This window comes from Beijerinckia indica subsp. indica ATCC 9039 (assembly GCF_000019845.1).
Classification (GTDB): domain Bacteria; phylum Pseudomonadota; class Alphaproteobacteria; order Rhizobiales; family Beijerinckiaceae; genus Beijerinckia; species Beijerinckia indica.
Map to the genome: position 1 here is coordinate 2,061,797 of NC_010581.1, position 19,880 is coordinate 2,081,676.

20 protein-coding genes and 1 tRNA gene are annotated in these 19,880 nt (G+C 58.5%); 10 read left to right on the forward strand and 11 right to left on the reverse strand.

Annotated elements, in window-relative coordinates; genetic code table 11:
- The first annotated feature begins 9 nt into the window (after positions 1-9).
- The 3 genes from BIND_RS09180 (at position 10) to BIND_RS09190 (ending at position 2,752) form a co-directional block, all read left to right on the forward strand.
- Positions 10-780, forward strand: a complete 771-nt coding sequence (locus tag BIND_RS09180; protein ID WP_012384798.1) for a TlyA family RNA methyltransferase — start codon at positions 10-12, stop codon at positions 778-780.
- Complete coding sequence (locus BIND_RS09185) at positions 780-2,072, forward strand: class I SAM-dependent RNA methyltransferase (protein ID WP_012384799.1); 1,293 nt, start codon at positions 780-782, stop codon at positions 2,070-2,072. The genes BIND_RS09180 and BIND_RS09185 overlap by 1 nt, the downstream gene beginning before the upstream one ends.
- Positions 2,073-2,296: 224 nt before the next feature.
- Positions 2,297-2,752 (forward strand): hypothetical protein, encoded by a 456-nt coding sequence (locus BIND_RS09190; RefSeq protein ID WP_012384800.1) that lies wholly within the window; start codon positions 2,297-2,299, stop codon positions 2,750-2,752.
- 62 nt (positions 2,753-2,814) lie between these two features.
- Here BIND_RS09190 and BIND_RS09195 read toward each other — a convergent pair whose 3' ends face one another.
- Positions 2,815-3,756 carry a hypothetical protein gene (locus tag BIND_RS09195; protein ID WP_012384801.1) on the reverse strand — a complete coding sequence of 314 codons (942 nt, stop codon included), beginning with the start codon at positions 3,754-3,756 and terminating at the stop codon, positions 2,815-2,817.
- The gene (locus BIND_RS09200; protein ID WP_244395995.1) at positions 3,743-6,256 is read right to left on the reverse strand and encodes a YfhO family protein; all 2,514 of its coding nucleotides are present in this window, start codon (positions 6,254-6,256) and stop codon (positions 3,743-3,745) included. Before BIND_RS09200 ends, BIND_RS09195 begins: the two co-directional genes overlap by 14 nt.
- A 511-nt stretch (positions 6,257-6,767) precedes the next feature.
- Here BIND_RS09200 and BIND_RS09205 point away from each other — a divergent pair.
- The gene (locus tag BIND_RS09205; RefSeq protein WP_041778017.1) at positions 6,768-7,331 is read left to right on the forward strand and encodes a nitroreductase family protein; all 564 of its coding nucleotides are present in this window, start codon (positions 6,768-6,770) and stop codon (positions 7,329-7,331) included.
- Positions 7,332-7,471: 140 nt separating this feature from the next.
- Here the strand turns inward: BIND_RS09205 and BIND_RS09210 are convergent, their stop codons facing one another.
- From BIND_RS09210 to BIND_RS09220, 3 genes are all read right to left on the reverse strand, one after another.
- Positions 7,472-7,777: a hypothetical protein gene (locus BIND_RS09210; RefSeq protein WP_012384804.1), complete on the reverse strand. Its 306-nt coding sequence runs from the start codon at positions 7,775-7,777 to the stop codon at positions 7,472-7,474.
- 368 nt (positions 7,778-8,145) lie between these two features.
- Positions 8,146-8,221 (reverse strand) — tRNA-Thr (locus BIND_RS09215).
- A gap of 369 nt (positions 8,222-8,590) precedes the next feature.
- Positions 8,591-9,982 (reverse strand): NAD-dependent succinate-semialdehyde dehydrogenase, encoded by a 1,392-nt coding sequence (locus BIND_RS09220; RefSeq protein ID WP_012384805.1) that lies wholly within the window; start codon positions 9,980-9,982, stop codon positions 8,591-8,593.
- Between BIND_RS09220 and BIND_RS21300 the strand changes: the two genes are divergently transcribed.
- From BIND_RS21300 to BIND_RS09230, 3 genes are all read left to right on the forward strand, one after another.
- Complete coding sequence (locus BIND_RS21300) at positions 9,981-10,376, forward strand: hypothetical protein (RefSeq protein WP_148210602.1); 396 nt, start codon at positions 9,981-9,983, stop codon at positions 10,374-10,376. The genes BIND_RS09220 and BIND_RS21300 overlap by 2 nt on opposite strands.
- Before the next feature lie 654 nt (positions 10,377-11,030).
- A complete protein-coding gene (locus BIND_RS09225) occupies positions 11,031-12,098 on the forward strand; it encodes a hypothetical protein (RefSeq protein WP_012384807.1) in 1,068 nt (355 codons plus the stop codon).
- Between the two features lie 125 nt (positions 12,099-12,223).
- The gene (locus BIND_RS09230; RefSeq protein WP_050763938.1) at positions 12,224-12,496 is read left to right on the forward strand and encodes a hypothetical protein; all 273 of its coding nucleotides are present in this window, start codon (positions 12,224-12,226) and stop codon (positions 12,494-12,496) included.
- A gap of 172 nt (positions 12,497-12,668) precedes the next feature.
- Here the strand turns inward: BIND_RS09230 and BIND_RS09235 are convergent, their stop codons facing one another.
- The 6 genes from BIND_RS09235 to BIND_RS09260 all read right to left on the reverse strand — a co-directional run bounded on the left by BIND_RS09235 (position 12,669) and on the right by BIND_RS09260 (position 17,863).
- The gene (locus tag BIND_RS09235) at positions 12,669-13,454 is read right to left on the reverse strand and encodes a glutathione S-transferase family protein (RefSeq protein WP_202944773.1); all 786 of its coding nucleotides are present in this window, start codon (positions 13,452-13,454) and stop codon (positions 12,669-12,671) included.
- Positions 13,432-14,268 (reverse strand): SDR family oxidoreductase, encoded by an 837-nt coding sequence (locus BIND_RS09240; protein ID WP_012384809.1) that lies wholly within the window; start codon positions 14,266-14,268, stop codon positions 13,432-13,434. Before BIND_RS09240 ends, BIND_RS09235 begins: the two co-directional genes overlap by 23 nt.
- A 58-nt stretch (positions 14,269-14,326) precedes the next feature.
- Complete coding sequence (locus BIND_RS09245) at positions 14,327-15,184, reverse strand: alpha/beta fold hydrolase (RefSeq protein ID WP_012384810.1); 858 nt, start codon at positions 15,182-15,184, stop codon at positions 14,327-14,329.
- Positions 15,185-15,276: 92 nt separating this feature from the next.
- Complete coding sequence (locus BIND_RS09250) at positions 15,277-15,738, reverse strand: MarR family winged helix-turn-helix transcriptional regulator (protein ID WP_012384811.1); 462 nt, start codon at positions 15,736-15,738, stop codon at positions 15,277-15,279.
- Between the two features lie 42 nt (positions 15,739-15,780).
- A complete protein-coding gene (locus BIND_RS09255) occupies positions 15,781-16,662 on the reverse strand; it encodes an NmrA family NAD(P)-binding protein (protein WP_012384812.1) in 882 nt (293 codons plus the stop codon).
- Positions 16,663-16,903: 241 nt separating this feature from the next.
- Positions 16,904-17,863: an AraC family transcriptional regulator gene (locus tag BIND_RS09260; RefSeq protein WP_012384813.1), complete on the reverse strand. Its 960-nt coding sequence runs from the start codon at positions 17,861-17,863 to the stop codon at positions 16,904-16,906.
- A gap of 99 nt (positions 17,864-17,962) precedes the next feature.
- On the opposite strand from BIND_RS09260, the gene BIND_RS09265 reads away from it, so the two are divergent.
- From BIND_RS09265 to BIND_RS22180, 3 genes are all read left to right on the forward strand, one after another.
- On the forward strand, positions 17,963-18,706 hold the full coding sequence (locus tag BIND_RS09265) for an SDR family oxidoreductase (RefSeq protein ID WP_012384814.1): 744 nt from the start codon (positions 17,963-17,965) through the stop codon (positions 18,704-18,706).
- 106 nt (positions 18,707-18,812) lie between these two features.
- Positions 18,813-19,154 (forward strand): SDR family NAD(P)-dependent oxidoreductase, encoded by a 342-nt coding sequence (locus tag BIND_RS22175; RefSeq protein ID WP_280110001.1) that lies wholly within the window; start codon positions 18,813-18,815, stop codon positions 19,152-19,154.
- Position 19,155: 1 nt separating this feature from the next.
- Positions 19,156-19,569, forward strand: coding sequence for an SDR family NAD(P)-dependent oxidoreductase (locus tag BIND_RS22180; RefSeq protein WP_280110002.1), 414 nt, complete (start codon positions 19,156-19,158; stop codon positions 19,567-19,569).
- The last annotated feature ends 311 nt before the right edge of the window (positions 19,570-19,880 follow it).

Below are 19,880 nucleotides of genomic sequence, written 5' to 3' on the forward strand. Positions count from 1 at the left end.
ATTTTTTAAATGTCCGGCATGTCAGCAAATCCGTCGAGGCCTCCCCTTTCTCGCGCCAGGCAACGTGCCGATCGCGTGCTGGTGGAGCATGGTCTTTTCGAGAGCCGAGCCAAGGCGCAGGAAGCCATCGCGGCTGGGTTGGTGCGTGTCGAGGGCGAAGTTTTGCACAAAGCCTCGCAAATGATCGATGCCGACCATTATATCGAGGCTTCGGCACCCTACCCCTGGGTCTCACGCGGCGGTGTCAAACTCGCGGCGGGCATCGAGGCTTTCGGCGTCGATCCCCGCAACCGCCTCTGCCTCGATATCGGCGCCTCGACCGGCGGCTTCACCCATGTGCTTCTAAGCCATGGAGCCAAGAAGGTCATCGCCATTGAAGTCGGCCATGGTCAATTGCACGAGACCATCGCCAAAAATCCGCGTGTCGACTCGCGCGAGGGTGTCGATGCCCGAGATCTGCGACCGCAGGATTTCCCCATTCTCCCCTCGCTCATCACCTGTGACGCGAGTTTCATCTCCCTGCACCTGCTGCTGCCCGCCATTCTGGCGCTGGGTGATGATGATGCCTTTTTCATCGGCCTGATCAAACCGCAATTCGAAGCGGGTCGCGGCCATAAAAGCATTATCAGGGATGGCGCGATCCATGCGCGGGTTTGTGCAGAGGTCGAGGAGCATGTTGCTAAACTCGGCTGGCAGAAAGAAGGGATCATTCCCTCCCCCATTACCGGCACCGACGGGAACCAGGAATTTTTGATCGGGGCGCGACGGACAAAGGCCTGATGATCGATCTTTGCGCCCATCTCACCATAGACCGGCTCGGTCAGCGCGGCGAAGGCATTGCCCAAACCGCCGAGGGTCTCGTCTTTGTACCCTATGCCTTACCGCATGAGACAATCATCGCCGAAATCGACGGCGAGCGCGGCCATCTCGCGGAGATTCTCACCCCTTCAACCGAACGGATCGAGGCTTTCTGTCCCGCTTTCACCCAATGTGGTGGCTGTGCTGTCCAGACCCTCGCCATGGCCTCTTATGCCCAATGGAAGCGCGGCCTCGTCGTCGAGGTTCTACGCCATGCCTGCCCGGACACCAAAATCGCGCCTCTCGTTGACGCCCATGGGGACGGCCGCAGGCGGGCAACTCTCCACGCGAGGCTTTCCCTCGAAGGGCAAGCTCCTGCAGGGACAATGCAGGTCGGGTTCATGCGGGCTCGAAGCCACGCGCTGATCGCACTCACTTCCTGCCCCCTGTTCGCGCCCACATTGTCTTCGGCCTTGCCCGCCACCTTGGCCCTGGCCCAAACCCTTGCCGCCCTCCTCGGACCCAAAATCAAGCCTTTCGATTTCATCGTCACCACGACTTTGACCGGGCTCGATATCGATCTGCGCGGCGCCGGTCCGCTTTCAAAAGCGGTCAACGAGAAACTGTCCAGCCTCGCCCTGAAGCTGGGACTTGCCCGCCTGTCCAATCACGGCGTCGTGCTGCTCGAACGCGAGACGCCCTTGGTGCGCATCGGACGCTGGAACGTGGCCTTGCCGCCAGGCGCCTTTCTTCAGGCCACCGAGGCAGGAGAAGCAGCGCTCGCGAGCCGAGTCGTGGCCGCGCTCGCCGGCCGGCGCAAGATCGCCGATCTCTTCGCGGGCCTCGGAACATTTTCCTTGCCGCTCGCGGAAAGTGCGCAGGTCCATGCCTTCGATCTCGAACAAGCCCCTCTCACCGCACTCGCCAAGGCCTCGCATGCGCCGGGCCTGCATCCGGTGGAGGTCGAAAGACGCGATCTGTTTCGGCGTCCGCTCGCCACGGAACTTGCCGGCTATGATGCAATCGTCTTCGATCCGCCACGCGCAGGTGCCGAGCAGCAGGCTCGCGCCCTCGCCGCTTCTGTGGTGCCCGTCGTCGTTGCCGTTTCCTGCAATCCGCAAACTTTCGCGCGGGATGCCTCCATTCTGCGGGCCGGAGGCTATGACCTGCGCGAAGTCACACCGATCGACCAGTTCCGGCATTCCCCGCATGTGGAACTGATTGGCGTCTTTGAACGCCAGCCGCAAAAGAAAAAGCGTCGCCTGTTGGGTTGAAGGACGCGGCCATGATTGCCGACACAAAGCGTTTTATTCCAAGTCTTGATGAGTGAGTCTCATCAAGACTTGGCCCCCGCGACGGCGGGGCGGCGGCTTTCCGCCGAACCTCCTTAATCCGACAGGTCGGGATTAAGGAGACTTGGTATAAAGGTTTTCCGGGCTCGGCATGTCTCTTGATTGGGTTAAACCCTCGTTTTGCCTACAGCCGGACTGGATGAACCATGCTCGATATCGTCGATCGGCGGCCTTCCATCCTTCATATAACATTGCATACGGCGCAATCACGGCGCTCCTATCGGCAGGAGGTGGATGATGCGACCATCGCCTTGCTGCGCCCGCTCGTGCAGGGAGATGGCGATTACGAAGTGCCGATGATTCCCGACCGCAGGTTGAAGGTCACACGCTCTGGCCGCTTGCTACTCGCCACTGTCATGGCAGAGACAAGCATTTGCACCATTGGCATTGCTGACCAAACCGTCGGCGCGCAAAAGCTCTGGCAGATCCTCCATGAAGGCGTCAAACTCGCCACTACTCAGGATCGCGTTCCGGTTTCTCCCTGGTGCGCCATAAGGCTCGAATCCGGTATTGCGGATCATCCGGAAGACGCCCAATGGTTACCGGATTTCGAACGCTGTCTCGCCTGGACCTGGATCGAGCACACACGTCGGCGTGCGTAACAATGACATGATCGGCGTATCCACTCTATCACACAAGCGGCGAATACATTTGTGATCAATAGTCATTTCGCCAGCACTTCAACATCGCGATCGAGCGTCGAGACGACCTTGAAAGTGGTCTGATAGGTTTTGTTGTCGTGCCGCGCGATCGCCACATATTCGCCCGCCGCCAGGACGAGCGAGGGAAAGGCGCCAATCATTTCGCGGATGACGTCACCGCCCGGTGTCAGGATCGTGAAAGCCGTATTGGCCAAAGCCTCGCCGCCGGGATTATTAACAAGCTTCAAGGTCATTTGCGCCGCGCTATGTCGCAAAGTCGCGTCGGTAATCTTGCCGGCCTGAACTTTCAGATCGGCATTGACCACGGAATTGGTCGTATTGACGGCGCCACCCGAAACCGTGTCGAGGATGGTCGAGACCACATGGTAATTGCCTTCCGGCAGGCCAATGACATCTCCTGCCTTGCCATCGGCCAGCACCAGTTTGGCTTCGGAATTACCGCGCTCCGGCACATAGATCGAAATGCGGAGCTTGGCCGGACTGATCGGCGTTTCACCAAGCATGCCGACGATCCGCAAAGCCCCCGCGTTCAGGACAATGCGTTCGCTGAGTGGCGCGCCGGAGAGGACAACCCGCTTAGTCGCGCCAGCAAGACCATAGGCCGCATGAATGAGATAGGGACCATCCGGGAGCGGAAGCGCCGGCATGGCATTGGCGGATTCGACGAGCATCTTGTGGGTGCCATTAGGCTGCGCCGCTTCCTCGAAGATCCGCCAGGTGACACCATGGACGGGCTGCATATCCGTGGCTGTGTAATAGGCCGAGAGAGACAGTGTGGAACGCGATGTGTCCGCCTCACCCGCGCGATTTTGCAGCCGCAATGGAGGGGGGCCGGCCTCAAGGAGCGATTGCGCGTCGCTCTGTGTCACACTGCCAAGAAGACCGAGGCAGGCGAGTGTCGGCATCAGGCGCTTGATCGTGCGCAGTCCATCAATTCTCGGCATGACGATGCAAAATGCCCGTGGCAGCCGCCGTGAGATTAGCGAAGGAGAAAGGCCGGAAGACGAATTCCACCTCATGATGGCCTTCCGGTACCTCGACACCGCGGAACAGAATGTTCGCGTGTAACAGAGGTTGCCGTTCGCCATCGACGCGTACTTCCCATCCGGCATAGAACAGATCATGCAACACCAGCACGCCCGCCTTATCGGTATCGACCGAGAGCGTGACCCGGTTTTCCTCATAATTCGTAATAGCCACATGAGCTTGCGCGGGCAGGCTCGCCGCATCGCGATTGAGCACCTCACCGTCAAGATCGTCCATGCTGTTCTTGTCGATCAGAACCTCATTGGCACGGTCGAAACCCGGCCAGACGGCATCATCGATCGCATCATTGCCGTCGACGGGTTTGACCCGTGTGGCGAAATAGGCGCGCGGCGCCGCCGAACCCAATTTGTAGATATACATATTATCGCCGCCATGGATGAGAGTCGCGTCGCGCGGCCGCGGGACATGGCGGGGCAACTTCTCCAGAGGCCGATCGAGAACGAGATATTCAAGACCAAGCAGGGACGCAAGGCGGCAGGTATAGCCACGGAACGTTCCCGGATAATGGCGCAGGTTAATATCGCTAGCGTTTTCGCCAGGCCCGACCGCACGCTCATATTCATTGATGCGCAAGGGGTTGTAACCGAGCGTATCCTCGAGCTTCAGCATCATCGAAGCATTCTGCCAAGGTCCGCTGAGGCCCAGAATTTCGACGCGGGGCTGTTCGCCTTGCGCTCTTTTGGTCGAGAGCTCATGCCGTAGGCTGCTGATGCCCGCGGCATTGGAGGACGGCATGGTCGCATAGACGGCGTAGCGATCGATCGGTTCGGCATTCAAGGCCGAGGCCGCATTGCGCCAGAGGATCTCCGCTCCGGTCAAGGCAACGAGCACACAGGCCGCCATGGCCCGCTGATGCGGAGAGCGAAACACCGTCAGCAGCAAAATGCCGGAGAGCGCAAAAGCCGCGGCGAGCCCGAGCTGACCAAGGGAACTCGCCAAGTGGCCTTCCTTCGCGGAGAACAGCAAGCCTTGATACAGGACCACGCCAAGGCCGCACAGGCTGACCCCGATGAGCAAAAGCACGAGAATCTTATGCTCGGCGAAGAGTGAACGTGGCAGGCCCCGCATGATGAAATGATGCAGCAGATAGCCGGAGCAAAAGGCCAAGGCGACATTGACGATGAACGTGGCATCGGCGGGCCGGCGATAGAGCGAAACACCCGGCCACCAATCGAAAACGAAGCTGAAAAAGGGCGTATAACGGCCCAGCGCATAAGCAAGCGCCAAAACGAGGGCGAGTGTATAGAACGCAACCCGGCGCTCAAACAGCCGCCCTGCCCCCAGACCGTGCCAGATGAGCAGCAGGCAAGGCAAGGTACCGATGAACAGATAATCGACGGAGCGATCCGTCCAATCGGCAACGCTGGCCGTCGCATAATTCGGCCCCCAATAATCATACCCCACATCCAGCGAGCCGAAGAAATTGGGAACGAACATGGTGACGAAATTGGCGGGATCGAGCGAGCCCGCCGCCGCTATGCCGAACGGAATGCCCGGCCGATTAGAGGTGCCAAGAAACTGCAAAGTCAGCAGGATCGGCACGATGAGCAAGGACAGAAGGACAAAGCCGGCGACAAACAGGACGCCAAGACGCGACCGCAGCAAGCCGAAAGGATTGCCGGATTCGATCGCGACGAAAACCAGGCGAAAGGCGAGAACGAGATCGAACAGAAAGGCTACTTGATCACGCCCGACCGACATCAATGCGGCCATGACGCCCAACAAAAGCGCGGCCCGATAGGACCGTTGGGCCAGAGTGGCTTCCAGAGCCCACAGGGCCGCTGGAAAGAAGGAATAGGAAAGGATCATCCCGGTATGTTGCAACCGTGAGGATGCAGCGCCACCCAGCATGAAAATCATGGCGGCGAGCACGGCGGCGGCCGGATGCCAGCGGTAGCGGCGGCAAAGTCCCACAACCGCCAATCCACCAAAACAGAGATGCGCGAAAATAATCGTATCGAATAATTGCATGGAAGCGTCCGGCGCAATCAGCGCGAACAGGACCATGGTGGGTGTGAAAAGCAGCGATTGAGGATCTGCGACCGATGGATGACCGGCGAAATGATAGGGGTTCCACAAAGGGATCCGGCCTTCTCTCAGCGTATCGGCGAGGAAGCGGAACATCGGATAGAAATGGTTCTTGGAATCCCAGGGCACGACCGTGCCGCTCCAGGACCAGCAGGCCAGCGCGAGGCCCGAAAAGATCAGAAGGCTGACGATAGCCAGCAGGGTTTGGCGGCGTGTCCAGGCCGGTGTTTCGATCTCTTCAGCCGATATGTCCGACGCGCCGGGGCGAAGACCAAGACGTTGGAACGGAAAATAGGGGGACGCTGTATCCAGAAGTGACATGAAGGCAAAGTCCGCGTCAGAGCCGGGCACGGCTGAAAAAATCGACAAGACCATTCTCGAGCAAAGCGCACGGGCTTCGCATCAAGACAAAGCGTTTGTTCAATCGGCTAGAGCCCTTTCACGATTCAATGAATCGTGAAAGGGCTCTAGCCAAGGGATGGTTCCGCAACCCGTATTACTTTGGGACATGCGGACAATGAGGTCTCCAAGAGCATCGAAAACCACTTCTGATGGAAAATCGATGATCTATGTTTTATAGGCACATTGGAATTCTTTTGAAAGGGGCATCCTTTCTAAACAAATCCAATGATTAACTGCCTAGAATGCCGTTCCTTTATCGGAACATCTATTTATTGAACGTCCAGGGAAGAATGCAAGTGAGACATTCTTGATGTCCACGATGGGAGCTCCAAGGGGGCCACGCCCTCGCGGAAGTCACTTTATTTACCTGATAAGGTGACGGTTTTACGGCAACTTCCTATTCTTTCCGCCGTGGGTGGACCATAAACCTGTCTCAGATTATGTCCCGACATCCTTCTCCAAAGCCGGTGAACCCGTCATGAACGATATTCTCGCATTGCTCAAAACCCGCCGCTCGGCGCCGGCGGCCACTCTCAAGGCGCCAGGACCCAGCCCGCAGGACATCAACGCTATGCTGGAAGTGGCGGCCAGGGTTCCAGACCACGGCAAGCTCGCGCCCTGGCGATTCATTGTGTTCGAGGGCGATGGACGTGACAGGGCCGGCACCCTTGTTGCCGAAGTCTATGCGAAAGCCCATCCAGATGCCGAGGCCGGCCGTATCGAGACAGAATTGAAGCGATTCTCGCTAGCGCCGCTGGTGATTGGGGTTGTCTCCTCCGCGGCGGCGCATCCCAAAATTCCCGAATGGGAACAGGTTCTTTCGGCCGGCGCGGTCTGCATGAACCTGATCATCGCCGCCAATGCCTTGGGATTTGCCTCGGTCTGGCTATCGGAATGGTATTCCTACGACCGCGAGGTTCTGTCCCGAATGGGGCTGGCCGAACACGAAAAAATCGCAGGCTTCATTCATATCGGCTGCGCGGCTGGGCCACGCGAGGATCGTCCGCGCCCGAATCTGACCGAAATCGTGACGCGTTTTTGATGCGGATATTCTGATGGAAGGTGACTGACGCTTAGAGCATCAGACCCAAAAGTGGCTCCCACTTTTGGGACCAATCTGATGCGTTTTCAGGAAGATAGAGCATCGGAGATGATTCAATTTGAAAGTCCGATGCTCTAGCGTCAGTCACAAACGCGAACGGGGCGCACGACATAGTCATCAATATAGGGGTCCCAGACCTCACGCGGCTCGCGCCAGCAGTGCACGCGCGGTGGCGGCGGAGCATAAGCCGCATAGGGTGGTGGCGGCGGCGGAGCATAAGCCCCTGCAGCGGCGCTGCCGGCGAGCGCACCAAGAGCCAGTCCGCCAATGACGCCAGCCGCAATGGCACCGCCGTCACCCGCCTTCGACGGCGCAGTTCCGGCCAAGGCCAAGCCGACGACGATCCCAGCCACGGCGACGGTCTTAGATAAAGACTTGAATTTCATCGAAATATTCCCCGTCGAAGCCAAATTAGCGATCTGCGACAATCTTTTGGAGATAGTTTTATCGCTCCCATCGCTAATATTTTCTTGCGTTCATATTTTCTTGTCAGCCATGACCGTGGCCTTTGCAAGATAATGGACTACCGAATCTGAACATAAAAGAAACAACCAGAATTTTTCCGGCTTTCGCTTCATATCGGACTCGATGGTCGATGCGCGGGATAATGGTTTCGTAATACGGCAAGGGTACGGCAGCAGACCCGGCCAAAATCGCCGCGAAGTTCCACTATTTCCCGCTTATATGCACTAGAAAAGCCGCCTCTTTTCTAAGATGGCAGCTTATTTATCAATTACTTAGGTAGCTTGTTCAGTGGTGCCGGTTGCAGGAGTCGAACCCGCGACCTACTGATTACAAATCAGTTGCTCTACCAACTGAGCTAAACCGGCGACACGAAATAGCGCTTTTATTCTACCCAACACGGAAAAGGCTAGGGATATTTGGATCGCTTTTCCAGAGATGATTCATTTCCAAACGAACTGCCATCACCGGCGAGAATTTATCATCTCAGCGTGCATTTCACAATGCCTGGCCCAGGTCTGAAGGGTGCAAACATCGGGATTTCGGCTCAGTTTTGGTGAATTGACCCCTTCATAACATCTGGGGAGCGCAAGCCTCATAAAAATCACGGCCGCGAACGCTTATTAGCGTCCATGACGCTCCCGAGTCGAGAAGGGAGGATTTCTGGCTCATTGTAGCTGATCTAAAACCAAGATGAGACAGCAATCCCCCCCGACTGCGGGAAGGCTTGGCGAATGTCAGAAATGCGCGTCGATGTCGACGACATCGATGAGCTTGTGATTCACAAATTCCGTGAGTCCGAGCCCGATCAGTTCGCGGCCGTAGCCGGAACGGCGAATGCCGCCGAACGGCAGGTCAGCCTCGACCTTGGTCGGGTGGTTAACGAAGACCATGCCCGTTGAAACGCGCTTTGCGACTTCCGCACCATGTGCCGGGTTCCCCGTGAAGACCGACCCACCGAGACCAAAGGGCGAGTCATTGGCGATGCGCACGGCATCATCCTCGTCCTTTGCCCGGAACAGCATCGAGACGGGGCCGAAAAACTCCCAATAACGGGCAGGATTATCCTCGCCGATATCGGTCAGGATCGTCGGCTGGACAAAGGAGCCTTGGTTAGGAACCGGCGGGCCAACCTCCTCGGCCTTTGCACCGAGCTTGACGGCCTCGCGGATCTTATCCTTCACCTCGTCAGCGGCGCCCTTCGACGATAGCGGCGCCAGGGTTGTTTTCGCATCAAAGGGATCACCCGCAATCAGGCCAGCCACACCCTTGCGATACCGGGTCAGGAAATCGTCATAGACCGGATCGACAATAATCATCCGCTTCGATGAGACGCAGACCTGCCCGCCATTCCAGTGGCGGCCGAATACGGCCCATTTCGTGGTCTTTTCCAGATCGGCATCCGCCAGCACGATGAAGGCATCAGCGCCGCCGAGTTCGAGCGTCGACTTTTTGAGTGCCTTGCCAGCCTGCGCGGCCACCACGGCGCCCGCCCCTTCCGAGCCGGTGAGGGCCACACCATGAACGCGATCGTCATTGAGAATGAGTTCGATTTGCGAGCGGGTCGCGTAGAGGTTTTTGAACGCGCCCGCCGGCAGCCCAGCTTCGGCCATCAGCTTCTCGAAAGCGGCCGCACTTTGCGGCACGTTGGAAGCATGTTTCAAGAGAAGCGTATTGCCGGCCGAAAGCTGCGGCGCGAGAATGCGCGCAATCTGGTAATAGGGAAAATTCCAGGGCTCAATGGCGAGCAGCACACCAAGCGGCTCATGGACCAAAAGCGCATCGCCCTCGGCAGGATCGAGAACGGGAAGTTTCTGAGGCTTGAGCAACTCCTCGGCGTTGCGGACATAATATTCGAAGATTTTGGCCGACAGCTCGACCTCGGCCTTTGCTTCGCCAATAAGCTTGCCCATCTCAAGCGTCAGAAGGCGTGCATAAGCGTCGCTGTCACGGCGCAGGATGTCAGCCGCCTTTTGCAGAATGACGCCCCGTTCGGAGAAGGACGTCAGCCTCCAGCGCAGGAATGTGTCATGCGCCTTGCCGATCGCGTGGCGCACTTCATCGTCAGTGGCCTCGGAGAAAGAGGCAAGTGTCTGTCCAGTATAGGGATTGACGCTTTCATAAGCCATGGATCAGTCTCTCATTACGAATATTGCGCATATTGGCCGGCTGGCCCCGTTCCTGACGCGCAATCCTTCATGGCAGGAACGACCAACGGGTACGGCCGGGAGCTTCTACGCTCCCTCCGCAGCCTTGCCCGGTCTGGTACAATATGCAATTAACTTTAGCGTATGCTCTGCAGAATCTCGGCGGATTAGTCTTAGCGCGTGCAACGATGCTTGGCTGCAAATCAGCGAAGAGACTCTGAATAGGCGCTGGGTCGATCATCTGAGGCCTCCTCAGTATATCTGGACCCAATCAGCCTTGCGTGGCTCAAAACCACAATTGATTTTGCTTTCCCAACGCAAAATCAATGCTGTGAGCGGTTTTAAATGGAAGCAGATTTTAAAAAATCTGGCTTAGGCCGGGATGAGCTGTTGCTTGCAATAGGCGTCGAGTTCCCGTTCGACGGCTGCCTGCCGTTCTGATGCGAAGCCTATATAACCGTCCGGGCGGATCAGGAAAACGCAGGAGCCGTGGCTCAGCGCCACACCTCAAAGGCCGAGCGGCCGGCGTCATCGGACGGTGGCGCAATGTCTACGATTCGATCAGGTCACCCTATTCGGCAGCGCGAGCGTTGAGGCGCGTATCGGCTAGGACGCTCTCGACACTGTATGCAACCAACAGCACCAAACGCAGAAGGTCGATGACGCAATAAAGACGGGGCTGGTAGACTCTCTTGCGTCCGTTTCCGCGTGACGCATTGTCATAGATCACCACTACGGCCAAAAGACGATAGAGCCACGTGCTTCGTCACACTGACCAACGCGCGCAAAATCATCGCATCATAGTCCGCGTAACACCGGATGCCTTACCCATGCAATGCATCCCCCCAGTTCGGCATCCTGTGCCCCCTTCCTGACAGAAGATACCTTCCGAAAATCATACATGAGTCAACACGGAACGGAGTTGGTATCAGTTCGTATGCCACTCCGACATTTTTTATTGAACATATTCCGTTTTTAGTTTCTTTTATATTATGTGTAAAAATACAATCCAGATTTGGATGCGCTAAAAATGACCGAGGCCGATAGAATAGATTCTGAATGGATTGCTTTAAATGCGTTCAGAGAGTTAACTAAAATCTCTACAAAAGGTGATGGAAATAAAGCAACTTACAACAATGCCCTTGAACTCGGCGGGGAATTATACCCTGAACTTTTAGGAGCGGAATCAAGCATACTACGACGAGCACGAGAAAGTGATACAGCAAAAGAATATCGTCAGCGTGCAAAACTTAAGTCAATCAAAAATAGAGTTGATGTAGACCCCGTCTCCCTAATAACAGAAGACATAGACGAATTAAAAGATTTAATCGAAACATCAAAAATCAATAAATCCGAAAAGACACGGACAGATCAATTAAAAAATAAATTGAAAATTCTTATTGAAGCTAAAAAAGAATTAAATCCTGTTGCCCACAGCGAAAATCAACTAATTTTTCGTGATTCTCTGTCTGTAACTAGAAAAGTTCCAGCTCTAAGATCTGGGAAAGCTTATCGTGACTTTGAGCTTCCGGATGGCAACACTCTCCGTGTCCGAGTTCTACATCCAGACAAACCTGAACATATTACTGGAGCCGATATAATTTACGAGAAACACAGCCCAGAAAAGGAAATTGCAAACATAGTTGCAGTCCAATATAAGCTATGGGAAGAAAAGGCTTTGTATCTAAATGATGAACGGATGAAAGAACAAATCTCTCGACTCAAAAAATTCGCTTGCACCAGCGGTATTTGTACCAACAATTCCATAAACACTTCCTACCGTTTTCCCTTCTGCGCCGGATTCCTCAGGCCAACGTATAAGCTCCAGCGTTCCGATCAGAGCTTTATATCAAGCGGAGAGCACCTTCCAATATGTAAAATTGATGAATGCAAAACCATAGGAATACGTAGTGCAGAATTATTAGAGTATAAAAAAATTCGTAGCATATCACTTTCAAGTGAATTATTTGAGAGTCTATTTAACGCCGGAAAAATTGGATCGAGAGATTTGACCTATGAAGAATTGAGCAATTTATACAAAAAAAATCAACTCAGCTCTGAAGATGATACTCTTATTATTTACGCTCAAGAATTTTAATACGATAATGAGGCTGTGCATGGGTAAGTGGATACAGCGCGAAGAATCGCGACGCGCGCTGGACGATTATTCGAAGGGCTGCGTAAGCGAATTACACCAGGGCCAAGCTGCAACCAGACGGTACGATGCCTCCGGCTGATCTCGCCATTCCGGCTTGCGGCTACAAAGATCTTATCTCCATTGATCACGCCCATAGCCTGATCCGGACATGGACGGCAATTGATGCCGCGGCACGTGATGGCGCCCGCCTTGCGGATATTCTCGATGCCGGCAATACGGCGAGTGACGTCTTTGTGGATGCGGCCTATCGTTCGATCAAGAACGAAGAAATGCTCAAGGAGCGCGGTTTTGTCTCTCGCATTCAGGTCGGATGCTGTCGGGTCCCAAGGATCGTGTGATAACGCCGGAATCCGTTGCAGAGGCTATGCGCGCCTATGCGGAAGGGACCACCGGCTCAACTATGAACGCCATGCCAGCGCGGTCGGCTGGCATGGCGGAACTGACGAAGCTCCGCAAGGAGCTGAAGCAAATGCTGGCCCCCTGGCAACCGCCTCTGGTCCTGCCATTTCGTCAGCTCAGATCGAACGCTCGCTGGCCACGGACCACTGATGGCCGAGATCCGACCATTTCGTACCAACGGCGAAGATTGGGGAGCCGCGCCCACGCGACCTGCGTTTCGACCGATGCCGCGATCGTAAAGGCCGCGATGTCCGCGATCGAGAAGGCGTCGCCCGCCATGTATTCGTCGGTCTCGACATAAAGGTCGGCTGTCTCGAGCGTCGTGATCATGCGCTCAATCAGTCGTGCGGCACCGTCGGCGATCCCCTGGTTCTGCAGGAAGAAGCTAGCGTGGGCGGGACCAATCACATCGGTGAGAAAAAAGAAGAACCGCTCATATGCCGTAGCGCGCGCCCGCTCAGTGTGAGGGAGTAGCCGCCCCGGGACTCGTTCGGCTGCGAAGAGCATGATCGCATTCGACTGGGTGAGCACAAAATCCGGTTTGCCGGGCCGGTGCTCGACCAGCACCGGCACCTTACCGGCTGGGTTCAGTGCGAGGTGACCGGCACGGCGATGCTCGCCTCCCGGCAGATCCACGAGGCGAACCGTATAAGGGAGGCCGGCTTCCTCGAGGGCGATCGCGGACCGCGTGCAATTGCCTGTCTGGGAACCGTAGAGCTCTAAGATCGCGTCCATCGCATCCACCTGCCGATAGTGTTCATTCACAAAGAAATCGTCTAAAGCCGCAACAGAATGCCAGTCCATGTCGATCCCGCTGTTGCTAACGGCGACGACATGAACTGCATTGTCCTGGCTGGTGGATGTTCGACCGGTGTCAGGCGTCCACATCCGTCGCATGCGCCAGCTCCTTCTGGGCTTCGAGGGTCGCCAGGCGCTCCGTCAAGGCTGCATGAACGAGGGCATAGGCATCACTGCCGAGAGTGAGCCGCTTCGGCGCCGGGCTTTGGTCCGCCGAGGCAATGATCGCCGAGGCGATTTTGTGAGGGTCGCCAGGGAACATCGCGAGGCCGGCGGAGGCCACAATCCGGCGGAAGTCGCCGACGGGGGTCTGGTCATAGACGTCCAGGATCTGGCCCGCGTCCGCGCTCGAGCCCGCGAAATTCGTGCGCGAGGCGCCGGGCTCGACTAAAGTCACCTCGATGCCGAACGGGGCGATTTCCGGGATCGTGCCTTCGAAGAAGCCCTCAATGCCCCACTTGGTCGCGGCATAGACCCCCATGGTCGGATAGGCCGCCTGGCCGACCGACGACGAGATCTGGATGATCCGCCCACCGTTCTGGCGCCGCAGGTGAGGGATCGCCGCCCGGGCAACCTGGATCGAGCCCGTGAGATTGGTTGCGATCTGACGCTCGATCTGCGCGTCGGCAACCTCTTCCGCCGCGCCGAACAGCGCATAGCCAGCATTGCTGACGACGATGTCGATCCGTGGCAGCTCGGCGAAGGCGCGGTCGATGACGCTGCGCACGGCCGCCCCGTCCGTGACGTCGAGGACGCCGACCCAGAGACGCTCGCCATAGGTCGCGGCCAGATCCCGCAGCGCGTCCGGCTTGCGGACCGTAGCGGCGACCCGGTGCCCACGCTCGAGCAGAAGCGCCGTCAGCTCGCGGCCGAAGCCGCTGCTGGCACCGGTGATGAACCAAGTCTTCGACATGGGGAAAATCCTTTCGGTTAGGTAGGGCGCCGTGGCGCGGCGCCGGCGATTCACGGGCTCAGATTTCGGCCCGGTCGAGGAACAGGTTGGTGTGCTCGACGAACAGATGGGCGTACTGGAACAGCGCGCCATGGCCCGAGTCCGGGTAGATGATCAGCTCCGCCTTCGGGATCGCCTGCGACAGGATGTAGGAGTTGATCGTCGAGACCATGATGTCGTCGTTGCCGTTCGCGACCAGGGTCGGGTGCAGCAGCGTGCGAAGCCGCGCCAGATAGTCGGTGTGGGAAGCCGCACGGCCCCATTCGCCGAGCGCCTCGCTCTGTGCCTGCAAGGTCTGCATAGAGGCGCCAGGATCGAGGTCGACGGTGCGCTCCGCATTGCGCGCCGTGAAGCGGGCGGCCTCGGTCCGGCCGTTTTCGGACTGGGAGAAGAACAGGAACGGGCGGGCCGATTTCGGGTCGGGGCCGGCCTCGGTCAGTGCCTTGACCACGTCGGGCTTCGGCTCCTGCATACCCTCGCCGCCGCGCGGCCCAGTACCAACGAGCAGGAGCTTACGCACGTCATCGGGATAGAGAAGTGCGAGCTCCTGGGCGACCATGCCACCGATCGAGAAGCCCAGCACGTCGACCCGAGCCAGGCCCAGCCCATGAATGAAGGCATGCACGTCGGCCGCCATCGTGGCGATGCGATCGGGCGTCTCGCCCGAAGAGAGGCCCACGCCACGATTGTCGAACAGGATGACCTCCCGTGTCTCGGCCAGGCCGTCGACGAGCAGAGGATCCCACCAGTCCATCGTCGCGATGAAATGGGGCAGCAGCAGGAGTGGCGTCCCGTTGTGCTTGCCGAAGCGCCGGTAGGCGTAGCGCACGCCATTGACCTCGACGAACTGATTTCGGGCCGTGTTGTGCGTGGTCATAATCTTCTTCCCTTCATGTAGTCGCATGCTTTAGCCGCTAGCATCGTCATGCGGATTGACCGCGGCTGGGCGGAGTGAGAGCGGCAGGAAACTCAATCTTCCCGCGAACTCGTTGCCACGTCGCCGACGACCATCTGTCTCAGTCCCTGCCGCAGCTCCGCGACATTTTCCGCGCCGTTCAATTGCTCGAATTGCCGTTGTGCTTCGCGCCAGAGAGGAGACGCCTGGGCGTGACGACGCCGACCCTCCTCGGTGAGTTCGACGAGGCGGCTCCGCCCGTCAGTGGGTGACGGCCGGATGCTGATCAGGCCATCGCGTTCCAGAAAGCCAAGCATTTTCCCCATCGCCGTCCGCTCGATGTCGAGCCGTTCGGCGAGGGCATTGACCGCGGCGCTCCCCACCTCGTTCAGGGCCGCGAGGATGAGGAATTGCGTGATGCGCAGACCCGCCGGCTCAAGCATGGCATCGTAGAAACGGGTGATCTGTCGGCTCGCCTTCCGCATGGCGAAGCAGTTGCACTGATCGATCCCGAGCGGTTGGCTGATCGGCAGCATCTCTTGTCCCTTTCAATGTCATTGTTCACCCAACCCCGCGCGTCACGCGAAGGCGCTGCGGTACTTCTCGATGAAAGCCGGCACCGACAGCGCGGGCGTCCCGGTGATCTTCTCGACGTTGTCGTTTGTGCCGGCGAAGATCCCGTCCCGGTAGTTTTGCGCGACTTCGACCAGGTGCTGCACCAGGAAGGGCGGGAACTTGTAGAGGTTTTCCATCTTTTCCTTGAACGCCTCGATCGATGTCGGCGCGTATTCGATCTTCGCACCCAGCACCTCGCTCATCGCAGCGGCGATCTCGGTATGGTTCATCTCGACCGGACCGTGAAGCGTGTAGATCTTGCCCTCATGGCCTTCTGGATTGGCCAGGATGTGAGCGATGACCCGGCCCTGATCGTCCGAGCTGATCGGCGCGTGGCGCCCGTTCTCGAACGGGAATTCGATCTTCTTCTTGGCCCAGATCTCCTTGGCGAAATGCGGGTAGACGAGCCAGTCGGCGAAGAAGGTGGGGCGAAGATGCGTTGTCGCGACACCTGACCAATCGAATACGCGTTCCGACACCCAATGGTCCTGAGCCGCGTGGCTTGCCGATTCCCGCCGCGCTGAAATCTGTGACATGTTGACGATCGCGCTCACGCCCGCCTCCTTCGCGGCCTGGGCAAAATAGGCGGCGGCGCTGATGATGCCCGGTGCGATCGGGTGCAGAAAATAGGCTGACCGGATGCCCTCCATGGCCGCACGGATGTCGTCGATGGCGGTGAAATCGCCCACGGCGATCTCGACCCCGCGCGCCCTGAGAGCGGCCGTCCGCTCGTCATCTGACCGCACATAAGCCCGCACGCGCCTGCCCATCTTGAGCAGTTCGTCGATCGCGGCCCCTCCGGTGCGGCCGGTCGCACCGCTCACAAGAATCTCAGCTTCACTCATGGCTTCGCTCCGTTGGAAACAAGAGCATATGCTCTTATAAATGCAAGATAGAAGCATATGCTCTTATCGTCAAGCCATTTTCCCGCCCGTGGTGCATTTGCGGTTTCTGAAACGCTAAGGTCTTTCCAGCTGGCGGTATTGGCAGCAACAGATCGACGGGCCGGCCAGTCGGCTGGCAATGCCCAGTTGCCAGAGGCCGTCGCTCAGGCGGCGCTCGACGCCAGGACGCGAGGGGATATGATCATTGCTCCAAGCGGCCGGCGTGATTGCCGCGGAATGTCGAGTCTGTAAGCGTCACCAGTTCTGTCTGCTCGCGCGCGTACCGCACCGGCGGCAGTCCGACATGGCGGGTGAATGCGACGCTGAATGCGCTTGCGGAGCCATAACCGACGCGTTCCGCAATTTCGGCGACACTCCCCTCGTTCTGCCGGAGCATGTTCTTTGCCAAGGCCATGCGCCAGGCGAGCAAATACTCCATCGGCGCGACTCCGACTGCGCGGTTGAATCGCTCGAAAAACGCTGACCGAGAGAGCGCCGCCTCCTTCGCCAATTGTGCGACCGTCCACGCCCTGGTTGGACTCTCGTGCATCCGTCGTATCGCGACGGCAAGGCGCTCGTCGGCAAGCCCGCGCACGAGGCCGGGCGACACTTCAGTGCCCGCCGTTGAGCGGAGCGCTTCGATGAGGAGAACCTCGATGAGGCGGGCGAGGATGATCTCGCGCGCCGGGCGCCATTCGCGGAACTCGTCTCTCACGAGCTGCACGAGGGTAGTGAGCCGTGGCTCGCCACGCACATGTACGAGCTGGGGAAGCAGCGACACCAGCAAACCTGCGTCAGGGGAGCCAAAGCTGCAGTGGCCCGCCAGCATCCGCAGGTCGGCCGGGCCCTCCTGGTCGCCGATCCTGAATTCGCCGGTCGCCAGCGCGACAGGCAGGGTTTCGGGGGTGTCTTCTGCGAAAGGTGCGAGGCTGGACATCCCGACACCATAAGCCGCCGGGATCAAGACGAAGTCGCCCGACCGGAGCTCGATCGGCTCGCGCCCGTCGAGCACAAGGCGGCACGCGCCCTCAAGGACCACGCAGTAGAAGGGCTGCCCGGCATCCGAACGGCGGACGTGCCACGACCCGGCACCGACAACGGCCTTCGAGAACCGGGCGGCCGGCTGGAGCAGCGTGACAACCTCCGCGAGCGGGTCGACCATATCCGGACTCCTGCAAACGAATCTTGGACTTTTGATTATAGAAGGTCCGACTGCAACGATCTATCGTCTTGGTATGGCAAACCACTTCCAAGAGACCCCATGAAAACCATCCTGATCACCGGATGCTCGTCCGGCTTCGGACTTGAAATCGCCAAATACTTTCTTGAGCGCGACTGGAAGGTCGTCGCCACGATGCGCACGCCACGCGAGGATATACTGCCTCGTTCCGAGCATCTGCGCGTGCTCACGCTCGACGTCACCGATCCGGAGAGCATCCGTCAAGCCGTCGAGGCTGCGGGGCCGATAGACGTTCTCGTCAACAACGCGGGCTTCGGCGCGGCATCGCCCTTCGAGGTCATACCAATGGCGACAGTGCGCGAGCTCTTCGAGACCAATACCTTCGGCACGATGGCCGTGACGCAGGCGGTGCTGCCCCAGTTCAGGCAACGCAAGGCCGGCGTCGTCGTGAACGTCACGTCGAGCGTGACCTTGAAATCGATCCCTCTGCTCGCTTCGTACACGGCAAGCAAGGCGGCGGTGAATGCATTCACGGAGGTGCTCGCGCTGGAACTCGAGCAGTTCGGCGTGCGTGCGCGCCTCGTGCTGCCAGGGCGTTCGCCCGAGACCCGTTTCGCCGATAACGGCCACTCCCGCATGCAGGGCCTCGACCACGAGGCCTATGCCGACCTCGTGAAGAGCCTCTTCGCGAGCTTCGCCGAGCCGGGACCGATCACGCACGCGCAGGATGTGGCCGAAGCGGTGTGGCGCGCAGTGAACGATCCATCGAGCCCCATGAGAATCCCCGCTGGCGCTGACGCCGTGAGCTGGGCCGCGTCGAGCTGAATCCGGAGCCGGCTGGCCGACATCTCGGCACCAACGAAAGGATGTGGGCGAAACCTGCCCAACCACGACGCCGCCGCTAAAACAATTCTCTCGTACGGAGGTCCATATGCAGGACAAGCGCGTCGCCCTGGTCACCGGGGCTAATCAAGGAATCGGTCTTCAGATCGCGAAGGATCTCATCGCGCACGGCTTCACTGTGCTGGTCGGGTCGCGCAACCTTGAGCGCGGCGAGGCTGCGGCCAAGGAGGTTGGGCCGGACGCCCACGCGCTCCAGCTCGACGTAACGGATCAAGCGTCGATCGCCGCAGCGGCGGAGTGCATCCGCACCGAGTTTGGCCGCCTCGATGTGCTCATCCAAAACGCCGCAATCTCGCATATGAATAGGCAGCCCGGCCAGTCCGTCGAGGGATACGTAGCCACGACTCGCCCCAGCAACGTATCCCGATGAGATGCGCGCGGTATGGGAGACGAATGTATTCGGTGTGCTTGCGGTCTACCAGGCGATGCTGCCGCTCCTGCGCGAGACGCCGAATGCCCGCATCGTCAACGTGTCGAGCGGCGTCGGATCGCTGACGAGGAACGCGGACCCGGCCTTCCCCTATCGCTCGATCTTCGGTCCCGTCTACCCGGCGTCCAAGACGGCTCTCAACGCATTGACGCTCGCCATGGCGATCGAACTGGAGCCGGAGGGGATCAAGGTCAATGCCGTCTCTCCAGGATACACCAAGACAAACCTCAACGGCTATTCGGGTACGGAAACAGTCGAAGAAGGCGCCCGGGAAGCGGTACGCGTTGCTCTGCTTGACGCAGATGGTCCGACGGGCACGTTCACGCGCTGGAAAAACGACACGATCCCGTGGTGATGTAGATGTGAAAGGCGCACCGACGCCCAACTTCATCTGTCCTGGCACCAGTAAGCAGACAATTCGCTGCCGCATCTCTGTCTGCGAAAGTCCTGCCCCCGACCCGCCTCGGCGGCGGTAGCGCCCTACCCGTCTCTCCTCCTCCCCGCCCGAACGACCGCGCCGAGTCGACGAAGCAGTTCGGCGGTTTGGCGAGAAGGATTGTAGGCCAGGTCATTGTAGCGCGCCGCAGAGTGGTTGCGGGGCACGCGACACTCGATTCTTGCGATTGGTCGAGGGGAGGTGATACCAAAATTAACGGCAGAGCCGCC

Excerpts from the sequence above, each read along its gene's own strand:
- BIND_RS09265 (WP_012384814.1), top strand. The coding sequence starts at position 17,963 with ATGAAAACCATCCTGATCACCGGATGCTCGTCCGGCTTCGGACTTGAA.
- BIND_RS09225 (WP_012384807.1), top strand. The coding sequence starts at position 11,031 with ATGACCGAGGCCGATAGAATAGATTCTGAATGGATTGCTTTAAATGCG.
- BIND_RS09230 (WP_050763938.1), top strand. The coding sequence starts at position 12,224 with ATGCCTCCGGCTGATCTCGCCATTCCGGCTTGCGGCTACAAAGATCTT.
- BIND_RS09190 (WP_012384800.1), top strand. The coding sequence starts at position 2,297 with ATGCTCGATATCGTCGATCGGCGGCCTTCCATCCTTCATATAACATTG.
- BIND_RS22180 (WP_280110002.1), top strand. The coding sequence starts at position 19,156 with ATGCGCGCGGTATGGGAGACGAATGTATTCGGTGTGCTTGCGGTCTAC.
- BIND_RS09205 (WP_041778017.1), top strand. The coding sequence starts at position 6,768 with ATGAACGATATTCTCGCATTGCTCAAAACCCGCCGCTCGGCGCCGGCG.
- BIND_RS09185 (WP_012384799.1), top strand. The coding sequence starts at position 780 with ATGATCGATCTTTGCGCCCATCTCACCATAGACCGGCTCGGTCAGCGC.
- BIND_RS09195 (WP_012384801.1), bottom strand. The coding sequence starts at position 3,756 with ATGCCGAGAATTGATGGACTGCGCACGATCAAGCGCCTGATGCCGACA.
- BIND_RS09250 (WP_012384811.1), bottom strand. The coding sequence starts at position 15,738 with ATGCTGCCGATCAGCCAACCGCTCGGGATCGATCAGTGCAACTGCTTC.
- BIND_RS09240 (WP_012384809.1), bottom strand. The coding sequence starts at position 14,268 with ATGTCGAAGACTTGGTTCATCACCGGTGCCAGCAGCGGCTTCGGCCGC.
- BIND_RS09235 (WP_202944773.1), bottom strand. The coding sequence starts at position 13,454 with ATGCGACGGATGTGGACGCCTGACACCGGTCGAACATCCACCAGCCAG.
- BIND_RS09180 (WP_012384798.1), top strand. The coding sequence starts at position 10 with ATGTCCGGCATGTCAGCAAATCCGTCGAGGCCTCCCCTTTCTCGCGCC.
- BIND_RS09245 (WP_012384810.1), bottom strand. The coding sequence starts at position 15,184 with ATGACCACGCACAACACGGCCCGAAATCAGTTCGTCGAGGTCAATGGC.
- BIND_RS09220 (WP_012384805.1), bottom strand. The coding sequence starts at position 9,982 with ATGGCTTATGAAAGCGTCAATCCCTATACTGGACAGACACTTGCCTCT.
- BIND_RS09255 (WP_012384812.1), bottom strand. The coding sequence starts at position 16,662 with ATGAGTGAAGCTGAGATTCTTGTGAGCGGTGCGACCGGCCGCACCGGA.
- BIND_RS22175 (WP_280110001.1), top strand. The coding sequence starts at position 18,813 with ATGCAGGACAAGCGCGTCGCCCTGGTCACCGGGGCTAATCAAGGAATC.
- BIND_RS21300 (WP_148210602.1), top strand. The coding sequence starts at position 9,981 with ATGGATCAGTCTCTCATTACGAATATTGCGCATATTGGCCGGCTGGCC.
- BIND_RS09210 (WP_012384804.1), bottom strand. The coding sequence starts at position 7,777 with ATGAAATTCAAGTCTTTATCTAAGACCGTCGCCGTGGCTGGGATCGTC.
- BIND_RS09260 (WP_012384813.1), bottom strand. The coding sequence starts at position 17,863 with ATGGTCGACCCGCTCGCGGAGGTTGTCACGCTGCTCCAGCCGGCCGCC.